Genomic DNA, 17,613 nt, shown 5'->3' with positions numbered 1-17,613 from the left:
AACTTCCCGTACTTGGAGTATTTGATGTCTCAGCCATTTGATTATCGCAGTGTTGCCAAACAAGTTTTGGAAACCGAAGTTGCAGGTCTTACTCAATTAGACCAATATTTTAATGATGATTTTTGCAAGGCTTGTGACCTTATCTTGAACAACAAAGGCAAAGTTGTTGTGATGGGTATGGGCAAATCAGGCCACATTGGCAACAAAATCGCGGCAACTCTGGCAAGTACCGGAACATCGGCTTTCTTCGTACACCCAGGCGAAGCGGCACATGGCGACCTAGGCATGATTGAACCTGGCGATATTGTGATTGCGATATCCAACTCAGGTGAATCAGGAGAGATCCTCAGCCTATTCCCAGTATTAAAGCGCCTGAACATCAAGATTATCAGCATGACAGGTAAGCCAGCATCGAACATGGCGACCTTATCTGATATCCATTTACAAATATCAGTACCAGAAGAAGCGTGTCCTCTGGGCTTAGCACCAACGACTAGTACCACAGCAACGTTGGTTATGGGTGATGCATTAGCCGTTGCACTTTTACAAGCGCGAGGCTTCACCGCTCAAGATTTTGCACTGTCTCACCCAGGTGGCGCTTTAGGTCGTCAATTGTTGTTGAAACTCGACGACATCATGCACACCGGTGATGCTCTTCCTGTTGTAGCACCCGATGCGCTAGTAAGAGACGCTCTACTAGAGATATCTCAGAAAGGCTTGGGCATGACAGCCATCGTTGGTGAAGACGGTCAAATGGCCGGTATTTTTACTGATGGTGATTTACGCCGTATCTTAGATAAACGCGTTGATATTCATAACACTCAGATCGGCGATGTGATGACGCTAAACCCGACGGTAGCAGAACCCAACATGCTTGCGGTTGAGGGCCTTAACTTGATGCAAGCGAAGAGCATCAACGGCTTGATGTTGTGCCAAGAAGGCAAACTGGTTGGAGCGCTAAACATGCATGACTTACTGAAAGCAGGAGTAGTGTAATGACACAGACAGTCGAAACTCTATACGGCACGGTCGATGCTGATGTATTTGCAGTAGCAAAAGAGATCAAACTCCTAATTTGCGATGTCGATGGAGTCTTCTCTGATGGTCGCATCTACATGGGCAACAACGGTGAAGAGCTAAAAACCTTCCACACTCGTGACGGTTATGGCATCAAATCACTGATGAATGCAGGCATTGAAATCGCAATCATCACTGGCCGTAAATCTCAGATTGTTGAAAATAGAATGACGGCGTTGGGCATTAAGCTGATTTACCAAGGTCAAGACGATAAAGTTAAGGCATACAAAGATATTTGCGATAAGCTTTCTGTAAGCCCTGAAAATACAGGTTACATCGGAGACGATCTGATCGACTGGCCTGTAATGGAAAAAGTTGGCTTGAAGGTATGTGTAGCAGATGGTCACCCGCTACTTGCAAAGCGTGCAAACTACGTGACAACCATTAACGGTGGTCATGGTGCGGTACGTGAAGTCTGCGACCTTATTTTACAAGCAAGAAATGAACTCGACGTGCATAAAGGTTTAAGCATATGAGTTTTACTCGTATTATCTATTTAATACTGATATTTATTGCCTCTTGGTCGACCTATTATCTGTACGACAAAGAGCAAACATCGACGATACAAGTGGCTCCAAATTTGGAGCTGCCCGCGTTTAGTGGCAAAAGTCTGAACAACATTAGCTATGACCAATCTGGTATCCGTAGTTATCAAGTTGAATCGACCTATTTAGAACACTACTCAGTGGTTGGCGACACGCACTTTCAAAACCCAGTCCTTTCGGTATTTCGTGAAGGACACACGATTGAATGGCAAGTCACTGCTGATCGCGCGATTATGGATGAGAATCAAGTTGTCACTTTTTATGACAACGTAGTGGCAAAGAACCTGCTGCCAGAAGCGAGCTTCGATACGATGACCACAGATAAAATGGTTGTTGAACTGACTAGCCGAGATTTTTATTCAGAGACTCCGGTCCATATGATCGGTACATTTTTTGAAACTGAGGGACAAGCAATGAAGGGTAACTTCGGTACCAACAATGCAACCCTCTTTAATTCTGTTCAAGGTAGATATGAAACTCTTACACCTTAGTTTATTCGCTTTGACCCTTGCGGCGCCTAATGTCTATGCTCTTTCTTCGGATAGCGAGCAGCCTGTCTACATTGACTCAGACAGCCAGCAATTGGATATGAAAAGTAACCAAGTGACTTTCCTTGGTGATGTAAACCTTAAGCAAGGTAGCATCAACATCAATGCCGATAAGGTTATTGTTACTCGTAACGCAGTAAATGGTGAGATTGAAGAAATTCAAGGCTTTGGTAAGCCAGCAACCTTCTCTCAGCTGACTGACGACGGGAAGACACTCTACGGTGAAGCTGACGACCTGCATTACCAGCTTGTTGCTGACCGATTGATCATGACTAAGAATGCGATGCTATCTCAAGATGGCAGCATCATTCGTGGCTCTAAGATCACTTACCAGATCGGCTCTCAGAAATTAGTCGCTGACAGTGGTGAGAACAAACGTGTGTCAACGGTTTTACAACCAACGGAAGTGAATAAGTAACGATGGCTGTCTTAAAAGCAAAAAACCTAGCGAAAACATACAGCAAGCGTAAGGTAGTAACCGACGTTAGCTTGCAGGTGGAGTCAGGTCAGATTGTTGGCCTGCTTGGACCAAACGGTGCAGGTAAAACCACATCGTTCTACATGATTGTTGGCCTGGTTGCGCGTGATGAAGGCACCATCAGCATTGATGACCGAGACATCAGTATCTTACCAATGCACAGTCGTTCACGTCTTGGCATCGGTTACCTGCCTCAAGAAGCGTCTATTTTCCGTAAGCTGTCTGTAGAGAACAACATCATGGCGGTTTTACAAACCCGTGATGAGATGACCAACGAACAGCGTCAAGATAAGCTAGAAGACCTTCTAGAAGAGTTCCACATCCAACATATCCGCACCAGTAATGGTATGGCTCTTTCGGGTGGTGAGCGTCGTCGTGTTGAGATTGCTCGTGCACTAGCAGCAAACCCTCAGTTTATCTTGTTGGATGAACCGTTTGCCGGTGTTGACCCGATCTCAGTAATCGATATCAAAAAAATCATTGTTCACCTACGCGATCGCGGCTTAGGCGTTTTGATTACCGACCACAACGTTCGTGAAACTTTAGACGTGTGTGAAAAAGCTTACATCGTAAGCCAAGGACACCTGATCGCTGAGGGTACTCCTGAAGATGTTCTCAATAACGAACAAGTTAAACAAGTTTATCTAGGCGAACAATTCCGTCTATGATTATATAGAGAGTATCGAGAGTTCTAAGAATAATAACTAGGTAAGTAACACTGAATGAAACCCTCATTACAACTTAAGCTAGGCCAACAGTTAGCAATGACTCCTCAATTGCAGCAAGCGATTCGTTTGTTGCAATTGTCTACTTTAGATTTGCAACAAGAGATCCAAGAAGCACTTGAATCTAACCCACTACTCGATGTCGAAGAAGGCAATGAAGACACGCCAACATCGGAAGAAAAACCTAGCAGTGACGAGAAAGAAACAGTTGAAGCCACAGAGCAAGACTTACCTGATAGCTCAGACTTAATCGAAAAATCAGAGATTGGCAACGAACTCGAAATCGACACAACTTGGGAAGATGTCTACAGCGCAAACACGGGTAACACTGGCATTGCGATTGATGACGACATGCCTGTTTATCAAGGCGAAACCACACAAAGCCTGCACGATTACCTACTTTGGCAGCTCGATCTAACACCCTTCACTGATACTGACCGAAGCATTGCTTTCGCGCTCATTGACGCCATTGATGACTATGGCTACCTCACCGTGTCTTGTGAAGACATCCTTGAAAACTTCGATAACGAAGAGATTGAGCTTGATGAGATTGAAGCTGTTCGCAAACGAATTCAGCAATTTGATCCGTTAGGCGTTGGTTCCGTGAACCTTCAAGATTGCTTGTTACTGCAACTAGCAACCTTCCCACAAGATACACCTTGGCTTGAAGAAGCTAAGTTAGTGCTTACTAGCCATATCGACCAACTCGGTAATCGTGATTACAAACTCGTTATCAAAGAGACCAAGTTGAAAGAAGCAGAACTGCGTGAGGTTCTGCAGCTTATTCAACAACTGGACCCACGACCTGGCAGTAAGATTACGCCAGATGAAACCGAATATGTGGTTCCGGATGTATCTGTATTCAAAGACCTTGGCAAATGGTTAGTGACCATTAACCCTGATAGCGTGCCTAAGCTGAAAGTGAATCAGCAGTACGCCGATCTAGGTAGCAAGGGCAACAGCGCTGACAACCAATACATCCGTTCAAACTTGCAAGAAGCAAAGTGGCTAATCAAAAGCTTAGAAAGCCGAAATGAGACGCTACTCAAAGTTGCGCGATGCATTGTTGAACATCAGCGTGATTTCTTCGAACATGGCGAAGAAGCGATGAAGCCAATGGTGCTTAACGACGTTGCGTTAGCCGTTGATATGCATGAATCCACAATCTCTCGTGTGACGACTCAAAAATTCATGCATACGCCTCGTGGCATCTTCGAACTGAAATACTTTTTCTCAAGCCATGTCAGTACTGACAATGGCGGTGAATGTTCATCTACAGCAATTCGCGCGCTCATTAAGAAGCTCGTCGCGGCAGAAAATACCGCGAAACCTCTAAGTGATAGCAAGATTGCTGCTTTACTGGCTGACCAAGGAATTCAGGTAGCTAGACGTACGATAGCGAAATACCGTGAGTCTCTGGGCATTGCCCCATCGAGTCAGCGTAAACGCCTGTTATAAATAATTTAGCCCGCAGTTTCGTTAAGCTATTTATAACTAGGTAACCAACTGAAAAGGAAAGTCTATGCAAATCAATATTCAAGGCCATCACGTTGATCTTACCGATTCAATGCAAGACTATGTTCACACCAAATTCGACAAACTTGAGCGCTTCTTTGATCATATCAATAGCGTTCAGGTTGTTTTAAAAGTTGAGAAAATCAATCAAATCGCAGAAGCTACCCTGCATATAAATCAGGGGGAAATCCATGCGACAGCAACAGATGAAAGCATGTATGCCGCGATTGATTCATTGGTTGATAAACTCGTTCGCCAACTCAACAAGCACAAAGAAAAGCTAAGTAGTCACTAACATGCAATTAAGCGAAGTACTTTCATTGGACTGCACCAAAAGTGCAGTCCAATGCACAAGCAAAAAAAGAGCCCTTGAGCTCATCAGTCAGATAGCAGCAGAAAGCTGTGGTCAAGATTCAACAGAACTGTTTGAGTGCATGTTGAGCCGTGAGAAAATGGGCAGTACAGGTATTGGTAATGGCATTGCTATTCCCCATGCTCGTATGAATGTCAGTGATAAAGCGATTGCTGTATTACTGCAATGCCAAGATCCAATCGAATTTGATGCTATTGATAATCGTCCTGTCGACCTACTATTTGCTCTGCTTGTTCCAAGTGAACAGTGTAAGGAGCATCTAAAAACCCTTTCATGTATGGCAGAACGACTTAACGACAAGCAAACTCTTAAACAGCTGCGTAATGCTCAAAGCGATCAAGAGCTTTACGACATTATGATTCAAGTGCCAACTTGCGAGCAATAACATGCGATTAATCGTGGTTAGTGGCCAATCCGGGGCCGGTAAAAGTGTTGCGCTACGAGTCCTTGAAGACTTGGGGTATTACTGTGTTGATAACCTACCCGTAAACCTGCTCAACGACTTCGTCGAGTCGGTACGCGAAATCAATCAAAACGTTGCCGTGAGCATTGATATTCGTAACCTACCGAAAGAGCCTCAGCTAGTCACAGACACGTTAGAGCAACTTAAAGCTGCCACTGATATTGACGTGAACGTCTTGTTCCTCGATGCAAGCAAGCAGACGTTACTCAAGCGCTACAGCGAAACACGCAGAATCCACCCTCTATCAATCGGCCAAGAAAAGCTCTCTCTTGAACAAGCGATTGATTTAGAAAAGACACTCCTGACACCTCTTGCTGAGCAAGCCAGCATTGTGATTGACAGTAGTGACTGCAACCTCTACGAATTGAGTGAAAAGGTTCGCTTTAAAGTTGAAGGCAAAGAGAAGCAAGAACTGATCATTGTCTTTCAATCGTTCGGTTTTAAATATGGCCTGCCAAGTGACGCTGACTATGTGTTTGATGTTCGCTTCTTGCCTAACCCTCATTGGGAACCAGATTTACGACCATTAACGGGCCTCGATGCCCCGATTCACTCTTTCCTAGAAAAACACCCAGAAGTAATTGAACTCAAGCAACAGATCCAAGGCTTTGTTGAGCAGTGGCTGCCAATGTTAGAGAAGAATAATCGCAGCTACCTAACAGTTGCGATTGGTTGTACTGGCGGTAAGCATCGCTCGGTTTATCTAACTCAGAAAATTGGTGAGTACTTCGAACAACTTGGCCATCAAGTTCAAATCAGACACGCCTCCCTAGAGAAGCACCAACAGGGCTAACCATGGAATTAACTCGAACTGTACTGATCCAAAACCGCTTGGGTCTTCACGCTAGAGCAGCCGTAAAGTTGGTTGAGCTTGCACAAAGCTTTGATGCGACCATCACTATCCATAGCGAAGAAGATAAAAGCGCGACAGCAGACAGCGTGATGGGTCTGCTTATGCTGGAATCAGCGCAAGGGCAACACATTACCATTCAAGCAGCTGGCACCGATTCACAGCAAGCACTGGATGCTGTCTGTCATCTAATTGAAGACAAGTTTGATGAAGGTGAGTAGCGAAAGCGCTTCATTTGCAACACCCAAGACTCAAACAGCGAATCAACCAATATTAAATCTTAGTTCTACCTAAGTTTATGATTTAAATAAGCCCCAGAATTAAGTTACTATTCCAAGCATTGTTAGAATAATGAGATAGGAGGAAAATATGGCAGAGCAATTAGAATTCGACCAAGCTCACCAAACCCTCCAAGAAGTCAGCGAAGCCCTAGAAAACGGCCGATTTGTTCACGTACGCCGACAACTTCAGGACATGGAGCCTGAGGATATTGCACACCTTTTAGAAGCCTCTCCTCGCAAAAGTCGTGACGTACTCTGGCAACTCACCGATCCAGAAGACTACGGTGAAATTCTTGATGAACTAAACGAAGACGTCAAAGATGCTCTTGTGTCGAAAATGGCACCCGAAACCTTGGCAGAAGCAACAGAAGGCATGGAAACCGATGACGTCGCGTACGTACTTCGAAGCCTACCCGACGATGTTTCTCGCGAAGTCCTTTCTCAAATGGACTCCGTCGATCGTGCTCTAGTTGAAACCGCCCTGTCGTATCCTGAAGATTCAGCGGGTGCGATCATGAATACCGACGTAATCACGATTCGTGGTGATGTCGATGTCGACGTTGTACTGCGCTACATGCGAATGCGTGGCGAACTGCCCGATGCAACCGATGCGCTGTATGTTATCGATGAAGAAGAACGTCTTATCGGTAACCTATCGCTTACTACGCTAGTCACAACTCAGCCTGATGTTCCAGTATCAGAAGTGATGGATGATGCCGACGAAGCGATCGCGGTTGAAACCAGTGCTTCAGATATCGCGAGCCTGTTTGAACGTCGTAACTGGGTTTCTGCACCTGTCGTCGATAGTAACCAGCACCTTGTGGGTCGTATCACCATCGATGATGTGGTTGATGTTATCCGTGAAGATGCTGAACACTCCATGATGAGTATGGCGGGTATGGACGATGACGAAGATACCTTCGCTCCGGTCGTAAAATCCGCTCGTCGTCGTAGCGTCTGGCTTGGTGCTAATGTACTCGCGGCATTGGCGGCGGCATCTGTTTCCAATATGTTTGAAGCAACGCTCGACCAAATGGCAGCGATTGCAGTTCTGATGACTATCGTACCTTCTATGGGCGGGGTTGCCGGTAACCAAACCGTTGCACTGGTGATTCGTGGTTTAGCGCTCGGTCATATCGGTGACAGTAACAAACGCGAACTACTACTAAAAGAAGCAGCAATAGGCTTCCTCAACGGCGTTCTATGGGCCGTTATCATTGGTGGTATCGTGGTAGCTTGGAAAGGTAACTGGATACTGGGAGGCATCATCTCAGCAGCGATGATGACCAACTTGATTGTCGCTGGTATCGCTGGTGTAACCATCCCTGTGATGCTGAAGAAGATGAATATCGACCCGGCATTGGCAGGTGGTATGGCACTCACAACAGTTACTGATGTTATTGGCCTATCGGTGTTCCTAGGCTTAGCAACCATACTGATCTAGTTAGCATAAGCAGCTAGCCAATTTTTGGCGAAATACAGAAAACAAAAAGGGAGCCATCGGCTCCCTTTTTTTAATTCATCAGGCTAGTGTTAATTGAATCACTCGCCCGCGACTTTCATCGACTCAAGCAAGATAGAACCCGTTTGAATCTGTGAACGCGTTTCAACATCGCTGCCGACTGCAACGATCTGATTAAACATATCTTTTAGGTTACCCGCAATCGTCACTTCTGATACTGGGTATTGGATCTCTCCGTTCTCAACCCAGAAACCTGCAGCGCCACGAGAGTAATCACCCGTTACTGTGTTTACGCCTTGCCCCATCACTTCAGTGACTAGGAAGCCAGTCCCCAACTCTTTTAGCATCTGCTCAAAGTTCTGACCGGTCGATTTAACGAACCAGTTATGAATGCCACCAGCATGACCGGTTGGTGTCATATCCATTTTACGTGCGGCATAGCTTGTTAGTAGGTAAGTCGCTAGCACACCGTCAGTGATGATTTCACGATCTTGAGTGAACACACCTTCGCTATCAAATGGGCTTGAAGCCAAACCACGTAGGATATGAGGACGCTCAGAGATATTGAACCAATCAGGTAGGATTTTCTGACCTAAATGATCCAATAAGAACGACGACTTGCGGTAAAGATTACCACCACTGATCGCCATCACTAGGTGGCCGATAAGACCTGTCGCAACATCATTTGCGAACATGATTGGGTATTGGCCTGTTGGTAGCTTTTTCGCATCCAAACGGCTAATCGTCTTTTCTGCAGCTTCCTGACCAACACGCTCAGGCGTCCACAGCTCGTCACGGTGACGTGCAACGGTGTAGCTGTAGTCACGCTCCATTTCACCATTAGCGCCTTGTCCAATCACACAGCAGCTCGTGCTATGACGGCTTGAAGCGTAACTTGCTAGTAAGCCATGGCTGTTACCGTAAACCTTAACGCCATAGTGGCTGTCGTAGCTTGCGCCATCACTCTGTTTGATCTTGTCGCTGTAAGCTAACGCTTGCTTCTCAGCAGCAATCGCAATCTCAGCGGCATAGTCAGGATTAGGTTCATCAGGGTGGAAAAGATCCAAGTCTGGAATTTCTTTTACCATGTATTCTTTTGCTGCTGGACCTGCAAAAGGGTCTTCAGACGTGTACTGAGCGATATCAAGTGCGGCTGCTACCGTTTGAGCAATCGCCTTCTCACTCAGATCAGATGTAGATGCGCTGCCTTTTTTCTGGCCGCGATAAACAGTAATACCAAGTGCACCATCACTATTAAATTCAACGTTTTCCACTTCACACATACGTGTTGAAACACTTAAACCCGTTGACTTAGTAATAGCAACTTCAGCTGCGTCGGCACTCACAGAGGCCATGTCCAACGCTTTTGCTACTGCGGCTTCTAGCTCAACTCTTTGCTGGGCGACTTGCTGTTTTACATCCATATCTATTCTAATTTTGTAGGTCAATATTACGTAGGATAACAAGAATTTCGCTTTCTCCCCAAGATTCTTGCTAAAATAGGCAATATATTCGTTTGAGATAGTGACATAGGCAGAAAAGATGGCTCGCAAAAACCAAAAAGCCCCATGGGAACCAGAAGAAGAAATCATCTGGGTAAGTAAGACAGAAATGAAAACCGACATGGAAGCGCTACAAAAACTGGGGGAAGAACTTGTTTCCCTTAAGCCTTCTGTATTAGACAAGTTTCCTCTGTCTGAAGATTTGGCACAAGCGATTAAAGATGCACAACGCTTTAAAAATGAAGCGAAGCGCCGTCAACTTCAATACATTGGTAAAGTAATGCGCAATGTTGATCCTGAGCCAATTCAAGCGGCTTTGGATAAAGTACGTAACAAGCACTCGCAAGCAACCGCTGAGCTGCACAAGCTTGAGCAACTGCGTGATCGTGTTGTTGCTGAAGGCGATGCTGCCATTTCAGAGGTCATGGACATGTACCCTGAAGCAGACCGTCAGCGTCTTCGTCAGCTAGCTCGCCAAGCTAACAAAGAGAAATCAGCGAACAAGCCAGCAAAGGCTTCTCGTGAGATCTTCCAAATCTTAAAAGAGCTAAAGCTAGAAGACTAATCTTTGTCGCTTTACTCTGTAAGATAAGAAAAGACCTAGCGCATGCTAGGTCTTTTTGTTTTCGGCGTACTCAGTAGCAAACCATATTAACTATCAAAACTAAGCGATCACTCACCCGCTTTCACAAACGAGCTGAGTTCTGGTTGTGGGTGGTCAGCGGTAAGCTCGGCTATCGAGTCTTCAACCAACACCTTACCTAATGCGACAAACACAAACTTGTTCGCAATGCTGCGCGCATCACCTAAGTGGTGTGTCACCATCAAGACAGTAATGTTGCGCTCGGCTGCTAATCGTTTTACCAAGCTCAACATCTCTTCGCGTAGCAAAGGGTCAAGCGCAGAGAAAGGTTCATCCAGCAGCCAAATATCGTGTGGTTGAACAAAGCAACGCGCCAGTGCGACACGTTGACGTTGCCCACCAGATAATTGTTCAGGCAGCCTATCCAAGTATTCAGCAACACCCACTTGTGCAGCGGCTTGCTCAACGTCGAGCTTTTGGGTTGCGGTAAGCTTTAAACCTGGATGCAGACCTAATCCGATATTTTCACGCACCGTGAGGTGAGCAAATAGGTTGTGTTCTTGGAACAACATCGCCAGCGGACGTTGGTGTGCTTCTTTGCCAATCAATGATTGTCCTGCCACCGAGATCTCACCCGATGTTGGCTCAATAAAGCCAGCAACCAATGCAAGTAGCGTCGATTTACCTGCACCACTTGGTCCCATCAGAGCAACAATGTCGCCCTGCTCTGCTTGGAAATCAAAACTAAACAACTCTTGGTGATAGTGGTAATCCACATCTTTCATCACTAACATCATCGGTTCCTTAACTCTTTAGCTTTGAGCTTCGAGTAAACAAAAATTCAATCAGGCTAAAACTGCCCACACTCAGTAACAGCAAACTCACTGACACCACAGCCGCCGCTTCCATTTGATAGCTGCCTAACAGTTGGAATAGATACAAAGGCAGAGTTCTAAAGTCTTGGCTACCAAATAAGGCAATCGCACTTAAGTCGCCCATCGCCAGCATAAAGCTGATTGAGAATGCTTGCGCCATCGGTTTACGTAGCGCACGCCACTCCACCAGCCTAAAGCGAGTGAACCCTGTCATTCCTAAACTTGCACACACATACTGATACTGTTGAGAAAGATGCAGCATAGGTTGAGCTAAGGTTTTAATCACGTAAGGCAGCGCCATCAAACTGTTTACGGCGATCACAATAAAGAAAGCCAAGCTGAACACATCAGTAAATGAACGCAGTAATAAGAACAGGCCTGTACTTATCACCAAGCCCGGCGTCACCAAAATAATAGTGCCAATCAGCTCAATCTTATCCGCTCGAAAGTTCTTGTTCTGCAAACGCCATGCGCGACTGGTGAGCAGGATCGCAATACCAATACCAACGGCGATAATACTTGCGAGGGAAGCAACACGAACCGAGGTCATTAGTGCAGCCCAAAATGGTTCACTGCTCAGTACAGTGAGGGCCTGAGAGTTAATACCACTTAGAATAACCATGGCTAATGGCGGCAATACCAGCATTGAGACTATGATGATCCAAAAGCTATCCCAGGCTTTTGACCACCAGCTGTCCTTAACCAAATACTTATCTTCCGACAGCTGGCTAGCCGTCACAGATATAGGCTTAGACAAACGCTGAATACTCACCGCTAATACGCCACACAGTAGCATTTGCCATATCGCGAGTAACGCGCCAGCCTGCAGATCAAAGTCGAATTTGATTGCTTGATAGATGGCTAGCTCAATGGTGGTTGATTTTGGACCACCACCCAACGCCATCACGGTAGCAAAGCTGGTGAAGCACAACATGAAGACCAAGCCACACACATGCGGCAATTGCTGTCTTAGCCTCGGCCATTCAACCCATTTAAATTTGTTCCAATGACTCATGCCTAAGTGAGCACAGAGTTTATGCTGCTCGGCAGGCACAGTATCTAACGCTTGCAAAAGTAAACGGCTGGCATAAGGCAGGTTGAAGAAAACGTGCGCCAACAAAATACCATTCAAGCCATAAATCGAGAATGGTGGCTCAATGTCGAAGTTCGCCAAGAATTTAGCTAACCAACCACTGTTGCCGTAAATCGCTAGCAAACCAAACACGCCGACTAATACGGGCAGAACCAAGGTCGACGCGAACAACCTTAATAACAAGGCTCGTCCAAAAAACTGTCTGCGACACAGAGCGTGTGCAATAGGTATAGCAAAGCCTACACTCAGCACCGTTGAGAGTGTCGCTTGATAAAAGCTGAATTTCGTTACATGCCAATAGTAAGGATCTGACCATACTTGGCTGATATCAAGAGAAGGGGCATTGCTAAGCAATGCCCCAACTGCTGAAACCACGAAGGCGGTAATGAGTATCGCAACCCAGATCCCTACCTTAGGTGTTTTCTTTATCATAAATTGATTTTTTTACCGTAAATGCTTCATTCCAAACATCACGAATGAACCTTTAAATACAGAAAGCTAGTTTTTTAAAAGTACGTTAAAAAGTAAGTGCACTCTGCCATTCACGAATCCAAGGCTTGCGCTTCTCGGCGATTTCTGCAGAGCTAAAGCTCAGTGCTTTCTGTGGAACTGTTAACTGCTCGAAGCCTTTTGGTAGCTCAACATCTGTTACTGGGTACATCCAGTTACCTGTAGGCATCGCCGATTGGAACTCATCACTTAGGATAAACGCCATAAACTCATCCGCAAGCTTTTCGTTCTTACTGCCTTTAACCTTAGCGGCCACTTCCACCTGAGTGTAATGCCCTTCTTCGAAGCTCGCTGCTGCGTACTTAGAATCGCTCTCTGCAATGATATGGTAAGCCGGAGAAGTCGTGTAAGACAGAACCAAGTCAGACTCACCTTCTAGGAACATAGAGTAAGCTTCAGACCAACCTTTGGTTACCGTCACGGTTTTCTGAGCCAGCTTCTTCCAAGCAGCCGTTGCTTCATCACCGTAAACCGATTTCATCCATAACATCATGCCTTGGCCAGGTGTTGATGTACGTGGATCTTGATAGATAACTTTCAGATCATCACGCTGCTCAACCAGCTCTTTCAGGCTCTTAGGCGGGTTTGCGAGCTTCTCTGTGTTATATACAAAAGCAAAGTAACCAAAGTCATAAGGTACAAAGGTCTTATCATCCCAACCATTAGGCAGTGTTACTGATGAGGTATCAACCTTGTGCTCAGCTAGTAAACCCGTCGCCTTCGCTTCAGCCATTAGGTTGTTGTCTAGGCCTAATACGATGTCAGCCTTGCTGTTGCCGCCTTCAAGACGCAAGCGGTTAAGGATAGACACGCCATCTTCAAGCGCGACAAAGTTCACATCACAACCACACTTATCTTCAAATGCTTTTTCAACGGCAGGACGAGGGCCCCAATCCGCAGCAAAAGAGTCATAGGTGTATACAGTCAAAGTGTTGTCTGCAGCGAGGGCAGAAAAAGAGATCGCTGTAGTAACAGCAAGGGTAGTTAATGTGAATTTCACTGGACGCTCTCCATGGTCTGAGCGGCACAGGTTTGAGGGAGGAGAACGGTAGAGGTTGTTCCTAACTCAATTCCTACGCCAGCATTATCTGGTTCAGGTTTACGGGTCCCAAGCCTGTGCTTGATCTCAGCTCGCATTCATTATTTGAATGGTTCGCTCCCCGATGAGTGTTCAGAATTGTAATTCGAATTTTAACAATAAGCTATCAAGTTTGGATCAATTACGTTGATCGTAACCCCAACGTGGCACTAAACCTTGCTCGATACCAAGATGATCCAGAATGCGCGCCACCATAAAATCAACCAGGTCTTCAATCGATTTAGGTTGGTGATAAAAGCCCGGAGCCGCAGGCATGATTGTCACGCCCATGGTTGAGAGTTTGTGCATGTTCTCTAAGTGCAGCGTAGAAAATGGCGTTTCACGAACCACCAATAGCAACTGGCCTCGCTCTTTCATGACTACGTCTGCTGCTCGCTCAATCAGGTTATCCGATAAGCCATGAGCGATCGAAGCCAAGCTGCCCGCAGAACACGGACACACTACCATCTGCTTCGGCGCAGCTGAACCAGAGGCAACCGGTGAGAACCAATCATCCTTGCCACACACCACTAGCTTTTCTGGGTCGCAGCCGAGATGCTTAACCAAAGCCTGTTTCGCAGCTTCCGGCCCGGCAGGTAACTTAAGTTCATGCTCTGTCGCTAAGACTACTCGCGCAGCCGACGATATCAGTAAATACACCTGATAATCGGCTGCTAATAAGCATTCGAGTAAACGCAGTCCATAAGGCGCACCAGATGCGCCAGTGAAAGCAAGAGTTATCGCTTTATCGTGTTTTGTCATGTTCTCAGTTACTTCAAATTATAAGGTCTTGGGTTAACCTTTAAGGGCTAACGCATCCAACAATTTCTGGTGAATGCCACCAAAGCCACCATTACTCATTACCAAGATTTGGTCACCCGCTTGTGCCTCTGAGACAATTTTAGCAACGAATGCATCCATGTCATCACTGACGTGTGCAGGTTGATGACAAGCATCCGCGACATCCTGTACAGACCAATCAATGTTATCTGGTTGGAATAAGTAAGTGGAATCCGCTTGTTTAAGCGAATCAGCCAAGGTTTCTTTGTGCACACCACGCTTCATGGTGGCCGAACGAGGCTCTAAAACGGCAATAATTTTTTTCGTGTCGACCTTATTACGCAAACCACCGAGCGTAAGTTCAATCGCGGTTGGGTGATGTGCAAAATCATCATAAACAGACACACCTGCCACCTCACCTTTAAACTCCAAACGACGCTTGGTGTTAATGAACTTCGCCAACGATTCACACCCTAAGTCAGGCGTCACACCCACGTGTCTTGCCGCTGCAATCGCCATTAAGGCATTGTTCACGTTGTGGTCGCCGACTAAATCCCAATCTACTGTTCCAACACATTCGCCTTGGAAATAAACCTCAAATTTAGAACCGTCTTTAACCAGCTTCTTGGCATCCCAATCACCGAGTTCACCACTCGATTCAGTCTCACTCCAGCAACCGCGAGATAGAACGTCTTGAATAGCCGTATCTTGCTTCGGTGAGAAAATGCGGCCATTGCTTGGTACGGTACGCACTAAGTGATGGAACTGACGCTTGATCGCTTCAAGATCATCGAAGATGTCAGCATGATCGAATTCAAGGTTATTCATGACCAAGGTTCTTGGATGGTAATGAACGAACTTAGAGCGTTTATCGAAAAAAGCACTGTCGTATTCGTCAGCTTCGACCACGAAGAACATGCTTTCGCCCAGACGAGCTGAGATACCAAAGTTACCTAATACACCACCCACTAAGAAGCCCGGCGCATAGCCACAGTCTTCTAATATCCAAGCCAGCATGCTAGACGTTGTGGTCTTGCCATGCGTGCCTGATACAGCCAGCACCCAACGGTCGTGCAGCAAGAACTCTTGCAACCACTGCGGGCCAGATGTGTATCTAAGGTTGTTATCCAATACATACTCAACACACGGATTACCACGGCTCATCGCATTACCGATAACCACAAGGTCAGGCCTTGGCTCTAATTGGCTAGGGTCGAACCCTTCAATAATTTCAATTCCTTGAGACTCCAACAAGGTGCTCATTGGAGGATAAACATTCGCGTCACTACCGGTAACCTTGTGACCTAATTGACGAGCCAATACCGCAGCACCACCCATGAAGGTGCCACAAATTCCTAAGATATGAATATGCATAAATTGCTTCCAAACGCTTGGCTAAATGAACCATGTCTAAATCAAACTACTTGCACTCATTATCATTAAATGACGATTAAAAGCGAGCGGCAATGCAAAACAAATTGAGTCGACATAGTAAGTGAGATCTGTGTCGCTTAGTTCATTACCATTAAAAAGATCTAACCTTTAGAATTTAGGTAAGCGTCTAGATGAATAAAGCCCACTCAAGAGGCCGAATCTACAGTGCTCAAATCCCCCCTAATATTGAGAGAAGTTTAAGGAAATAACATGTCTGAGATGCGCACCCTTGGTGAGTTCATTGTTGAGAAACAGAGTGACTTCCCCCATGCAAGCGGTGATCTATCATCCCTTTTGTCGTCTATTCGACTTGCTGCAAAAATTGTTAACCGTGAGATCAACAAGGCCGGCCTAGTCGACATCACTGGCGCTGTTGGTACAGACAACGTGCAAGGTGAAGAACAGCAAAAGCTAGACCTTTACGCGAACGACAAATTTAAAGCGGCTCTAGAAGCCCGTGACCAAGTTTGTGGTGTAGCGAGTGAAGAGGAAGACGAAGCAGTCGCGTTCAACAAAGAGCTCAACAAAAACGCTAAATACGTTGTTCTGATGGATCCATTGGATGGTTCTTCAAACATCGATGTGAATGTATCGGTTGGTACAATTTTCTCTATCTACCGTCGTGTGTCTCCTATCGGAACGCCACCGACACAAGAAGATTTTCTACAGCCAGGACACAAGCAAGTAGCCGCGGGTTACGTGATTTACGGTTCTTCAACCATGCTTGTATACACAACAGGTGCTGGCGTAAATGGCTTCACCTACGACCCATCATTGGGCACCTTCTGTCTATCTCATGAAAACATGATGATTCCAGATGAAGGCAAGATTTACTCAATCAACGAAGGCAACTACATCCGCTTCCCTACGGGTGTGAAAAAGTACATCAAGTACTGCCAAGAGAATGAGCCAAGCGACAACCGTCCTTACACATCACGTTACATCGGTTCTCTAGTATCAGATTTCCACCGTAACCTGCTGAAAGGCGGCATCTACTTGTACCCAAGTACACAAAGCCACCCGCAAGGTAAACTGCGTCTGCTTTACGAATGCAACCCAATTGCTTTCCTTATGGAGCAAGCAGGCGGTATCGCTTCAGATGGTGCTCAACGTATCATGGACATCAAACCAACTGAGCTGCACCAACGTGTACCTTTCTTTGTTGGTTCAACAAACATGGTTCGTAAAGTAGAAGAGTTTCTTGAGCTGAACCCAGAATAACCCTCTCGCTTCATTCTCAAATTAACACCATTAAAAAAGCCAGCATCTACATGCTGGCTTTTTATTATTCAATGTCCCGTCCTGAAATGTGTTTACACATTGAGGACGAATTATGACTACTTCAAATAATACCTACGTTAAGCGCACTCAGCGTGATTACACACTAGGCTTTAAATTACAGGTCGTCGCCGCTGTAGAAAGAGGCGATATGACATATAAA

19 protein-coding genes and 1 riboswitch are annotated in these 17,613 nt (G+C 45.8%); of the genes, 13 read left to right on the top strand and 6 right to left on the bottom strand.

The genetic code is table 11. From position 1 onward, the window contains the following. Window positions 1-24: 24 nt before the first annotated feature. The 11 genes from kdsD to mgtE all read left to right on the top strand — a co-directional run bounded on the left by kdsD (window position 25) and on the right by mgtE (window position 8,299). Window positions 25-996, top strand: a complete 972-nt coding sequence (gene kdsD, locus L1D37_RS22790) for an arabinose-5-phosphate isomerase KdsD (protein ID WP_239849237.1) — start codon at window positions 25-27, stop codon at window positions 994-996. Next, entirely contained in the window at window positions 996-1,553 is a 558-nt protein-coding gene (gene kdsC / locus L1D37_RS22785; RefSeq protein ID WP_239849236.1) for a 3-deoxy-manno-octulosonate-8-phosphatase KdsC, read from the top strand. Before kdsD ends, kdsC begins: the two co-directional genes overlap by 1 nt. Then, window positions 1,550-2,113: an LPS export ABC transporter periplasmic protein LptC gene (gene lptC / locus L1D37_RS22780; RefSeq protein ID WP_017632282.1), complete on the top strand. Its 564-nt coding sequence runs from the start codon at window positions 1,550-1,552 to the stop codon at window positions 2,111-2,113. Before kdsC ends, lptC begins: the two co-directional genes overlap by 4 nt. Further along, window positions 2,094-2,588 (top strand): lipopolysaccharide transport periplasmic protein LptA, encoded by a 495-nt coding sequence (gene lptA / locus L1D37_RS22775; protein ID WP_017058914.1) that lies wholly within the window; start codon window positions 2,094-2,096, stop codon window positions 2,586-2,588. Before lptC ends, lptA begins: the two co-directional genes overlap by 20 nt. Window positions 2,589-2,590: 2 nt before the next feature. After that, window positions 2,591-3,316 carry an LPS export ABC transporter ATP-binding protein gene (lptB, locus tag L1D37_RS22770; protein WP_004735304.1) on the top strand — a complete coding sequence of 242 codons (726 nt, stop codon included), beginning with the start codon at window positions 2,591-2,593 and terminating at the stop codon, window positions 3,314-3,316. 54 nt (window positions 3,317-3,370) lie between these two features. After that, window positions 3,371-4,831, top strand: coding sequence for an RNA polymerase factor sigma-54 (locus L1D37_RS22765; RefSeq protein ID WP_017632280.1), 1,461 nt, complete (start codon window positions 3,371-3,373; stop codon window positions 4,829-4,831). Window positions 4,832-4,895: 64 nt separating this feature from the next. Continuing rightward, entirely contained in the window at window positions 4,896-5,183 is a 288-nt protein-coding gene (gene hpf, locus L1D37_RS22760) for a ribosome hibernation promoting factor (protein WP_009847742.1), read from the top strand. A gap of 1 nt (window position 5,184) precedes the next feature. Further along, complete coding sequence (gene ptsN, locus L1D37_RS22755; protein ID WP_004738707.1) at window positions 5,185-5,646, top strand: PTS IIA-like nitrogen regulatory protein PtsN; 462 nt, start codon at window positions 5,185-5,187, stop codon at window positions 5,644-5,646. A 1-nt stretch (window position 5,647) separates the two neighbouring features. Then, window positions 5,648-6,517: an RNase adapter RapZ gene (rapZ, locus tag L1D37_RS22750; RefSeq protein WP_239849235.1), complete on the top strand. Its 870-nt coding sequence runs from the start codon at window positions 5,648-5,650 to the stop codon at window positions 6,515-6,517. Between the two features lie 2 nt (window positions 6,518-6,519). Continuing rightward, a complete protein-coding gene (locus L1D37_RS22745; protein WP_017063734.1) occupies window positions 6,520-6,795 on the top strand; it encodes an HPr family phosphocarrier protein in 276 nt (91 codons plus the stop codon). A gap of 148 nt (window positions 6,796-6,943) precedes the next feature. Continuing rightward, window positions 6,944-8,299, top strand: a complete 1,356-nt coding sequence (gene mgtE, locus L1D37_RS22740; RefSeq protein ID WP_017632278.1) for a magnesium transporter — start codon at window positions 6,944-6,946, stop codon at window positions 8,297-8,299. Window positions 8,300-8,397: 98 nt separating this feature from the next. On the opposite strand, the gene pmbA is transcribed toward mgtE, so the two are convergent. Beyond that, window positions 8,398-9,741 (bottom strand): metalloprotease PmbA, encoded by a 1,344-nt coding sequence (gene pmbA / locus L1D37_RS22735; protein WP_239849234.1) that lies wholly within the window; start codon window positions 9,739-9,741, stop codon window positions 8,398-8,400. A 118-nt stretch (window positions 9,742-9,859) separates the two neighbouring features. Here pmbA and yjgA point away from each other — a divergent pair, with 118 nt between their 5' ends. Then, window positions 9,860-10,384 carry a ribosome biogenesis factor YjgA gene (yjgA, locus tag L1D37_RS22730; protein WP_017069408.1) on the top strand — a complete coding sequence of 175 codons (525 nt, stop codon included), beginning with the start codon at window positions 9,860-9,862 and terminating at the stop codon, window positions 10,382-10,384. A gap of 107 nt (window positions 10,385-10,491) precedes the next feature. Here the strand turns inward: yjgA and thiQ are convergent, their stop codons facing one another. From thiQ to mpl, 5 genes are all read right to left on the bottom strand, one after another. After that, complete coding sequence (thiQ, locus tag L1D37_RS22725) at window positions 10,492-11,196, bottom strand: thiamine ABC transporter ATP-binding protein (protein ID WP_210446773.1); 705 nt, start codon at window positions 11,194-11,196, stop codon at window positions 10,492-10,494. A 10-nt stretch (window positions 11,197-11,206) separates the two neighbouring features. Next, complete coding sequence (thiP, locus tag L1D37_RS22720) at window positions 11,207-12,802, bottom strand: thiamine/thiamine pyrophosphate ABC transporter permease ThiP (RefSeq protein ID WP_239849233.1); 1,596 nt, start codon at window positions 12,800-12,802, stop codon at window positions 11,207-11,209. 85 nt (window positions 12,803-12,887) lie between these two features. Further along, complete coding sequence (gene thiB / locus L1D37_RS22715; RefSeq protein WP_239849232.1) at window positions 12,888-13,880, bottom strand: thiamine ABC transporter substrate binding subunit; 993 nt, start codon at window positions 13,878-13,880, stop codon at window positions 12,888-12,890. A 53-nt stretch (window positions 13,881-13,933) separates the two neighbouring features. Beyond that, window positions 13,934-14,053: riboswitch (TPP riboswitch) on the bottom strand. A gap of 43 nt (window positions 14,054-14,096) precedes the next feature. After that, on the bottom strand, window positions 14,097-14,720 hold the full coding sequence (locus L1D37_RS22710; RefSeq protein ID WP_017633406.1) for a flavin prenyltransferase UbiX: 624 nt from the start codon (window positions 14,718-14,720) through the stop codon (window positions 14,097-14,099). A 33-nt stretch (window positions 14,721-14,753) separates the two neighbouring features. Continuing rightward, window positions 14,754-16,112 carry a UDP-N-acetylmuramate:L-alanyl-gamma-D-glutamyl-meso-diaminopimelate ligase gene (gene mpl, locus L1D37_RS22705; protein ID WP_239849231.1) on the bottom strand — a complete coding sequence of 453 codons (1,359 nt, stop codon included), beginning with the start codon at window positions 16,110-16,112 and terminating at the stop codon, window positions 14,754-14,756. 270 nt (window positions 16,113-16,382) lie between these two features. On the opposite strand from mpl, the gene fbp reads away from it, so the two are divergent. Next, entirely contained in the window at window positions 16,383-17,393 is a 1,011-nt protein-coding gene (gene fbp / locus L1D37_RS22700) for a class 1 fructose-bisphosphatase (RefSeq protein ID WP_017633404.1), read from the top strand. Window positions 17,394-17,613 lie beyond the last annotated feature (220 nt).

It is taken from the genome of Vibrio sp. Isolate33 (genome assembly GCF_022397895.1).
Taxonomy (GTDB): Bacteria; Pseudomonadota; Gammaproteobacteria; order Enterobacterales; family Vibrionaceae; genus Vibrio; species Vibrio pomeroyi.
Note: the sequence above shows the minus strand (reverse complement) of the source record. Positions and strands in the feature narration are given on the sequence as shown.

Excerpts from the sequence above, each read along its gene's own strand:
- kdsC (WP_239849236.1), top strand. The coding sequence starts at position 996 with ATGACACAGACAGTCGAAACTCTATACGGCACGGTCGATGCTGATGTA.
- L1D37_RS22765 (WP_017632280.1), top strand. The coding sequence starts at position 3,371 with ATGAAACCCTCATTACAACTTAAGCTAGGCCAACAGTTAGCAATGACT.
- mgtE (WP_017632278.1), top strand. The coding sequence starts at position 6,944 with ATGGCAGAGCAATTAGAATTCGACCAAGCTCACCAAACCCTCCAAGAA.
- fbp (WP_017633404.1), top strand. The coding sequence starts at position 16,383 with ATGTCTGAGATGCGCACCCTTGGTGAGTTCATTGTTGAGAAACAGAGT.
- ptsN (WP_004738707.1), top strand. The coding sequence starts at position 5,185 with ATGCAATTAAGCGAAGTACTTTCATTGGACTGCACCAAAAGTGCAGTC.
- kdsD (WP_239849237.1), top strand. The coding sequence starts at position 25 with ATGTCTCAGCCATTTGATTATCGCAGTGTTGCCAAACAAGTTTTGGAA.
- lptB (WP_004735304.1), top strand. The coding sequence starts at position 2,591 with ATGGCTGTCTTAAAAGCAAAAAACCTAGCGAAAACATACAGCAAGCGT.
- mpl (WP_239849231.1), bottom strand. The coding sequence starts at position 16,112 with ATGCATATTCATATCTTAGGAATTTGTGGCACCTTCATGGGTGGTGCT.
- L1D37_RS22745 (WP_017063734.1), top strand. The coding sequence starts at position 6,520 with ATGGAATTAACTCGAACTGTACTGATCCAAAACCGCTTGGGTCTTCAC.
- thiP (WP_239849233.1), bottom strand. The coding sequence starts at position 12,802 with ATGATAAAGAAAACACCTAAGGTAGGGATCTGGGTTGCGATACTCATT.
- L1D37_RS22710 (WP_017633406.1), bottom strand. The coding sequence starts at position 14,720 with ATGACAAAACACGATAAAGCGATAACTCTTGCTTTCACTGGCGCATCT.
- rapZ (WP_239849235.1), top strand. The coding sequence starts at position 5,648 with ATGCGATTAATCGTGGTTAGTGGCCAATCCGGGGCCGGTAAAAGTGTT.
- yjgA (WP_017069408.1), top strand. The coding sequence starts at position 9,860 with ATGGCTCGCAAAAACCAAAAAGCCCCATGGGAACCAGAAGAAGAAATC.
- lptC (WP_017632282.1), top strand. The coding sequence starts at position 1,550 with ATGAGTTTTACTCGTATTATCTATTTAATACTGATATTTATTGCCTCT.
- lptA (WP_017058914.1), top strand. The coding sequence starts at position 2,094 with ATGAAACTCTTACACCTTAGTTTATTCGCTTTGACCCTTGCGGCGCCT.
- pmbA (WP_239849234.1), bottom strand. The coding sequence starts at position 9,741 with ATGGATGTAAAACAGCAAGTCGCCCAGCAAAGAGTTGAGCTAGAAGCC.
- thiQ (WP_210446773.1), bottom strand. The coding sequence starts at position 11,196 with ATGTTAGTGATGAAAGATGTGGATTACCACTATCACCAAGAGTTGTTT.
- hpf (WP_009847742.1), top strand. The coding sequence starts at position 4,896 with ATGCAAATCAATATTCAAGGCCATCACGTTGATCTTACCGATTCAATG.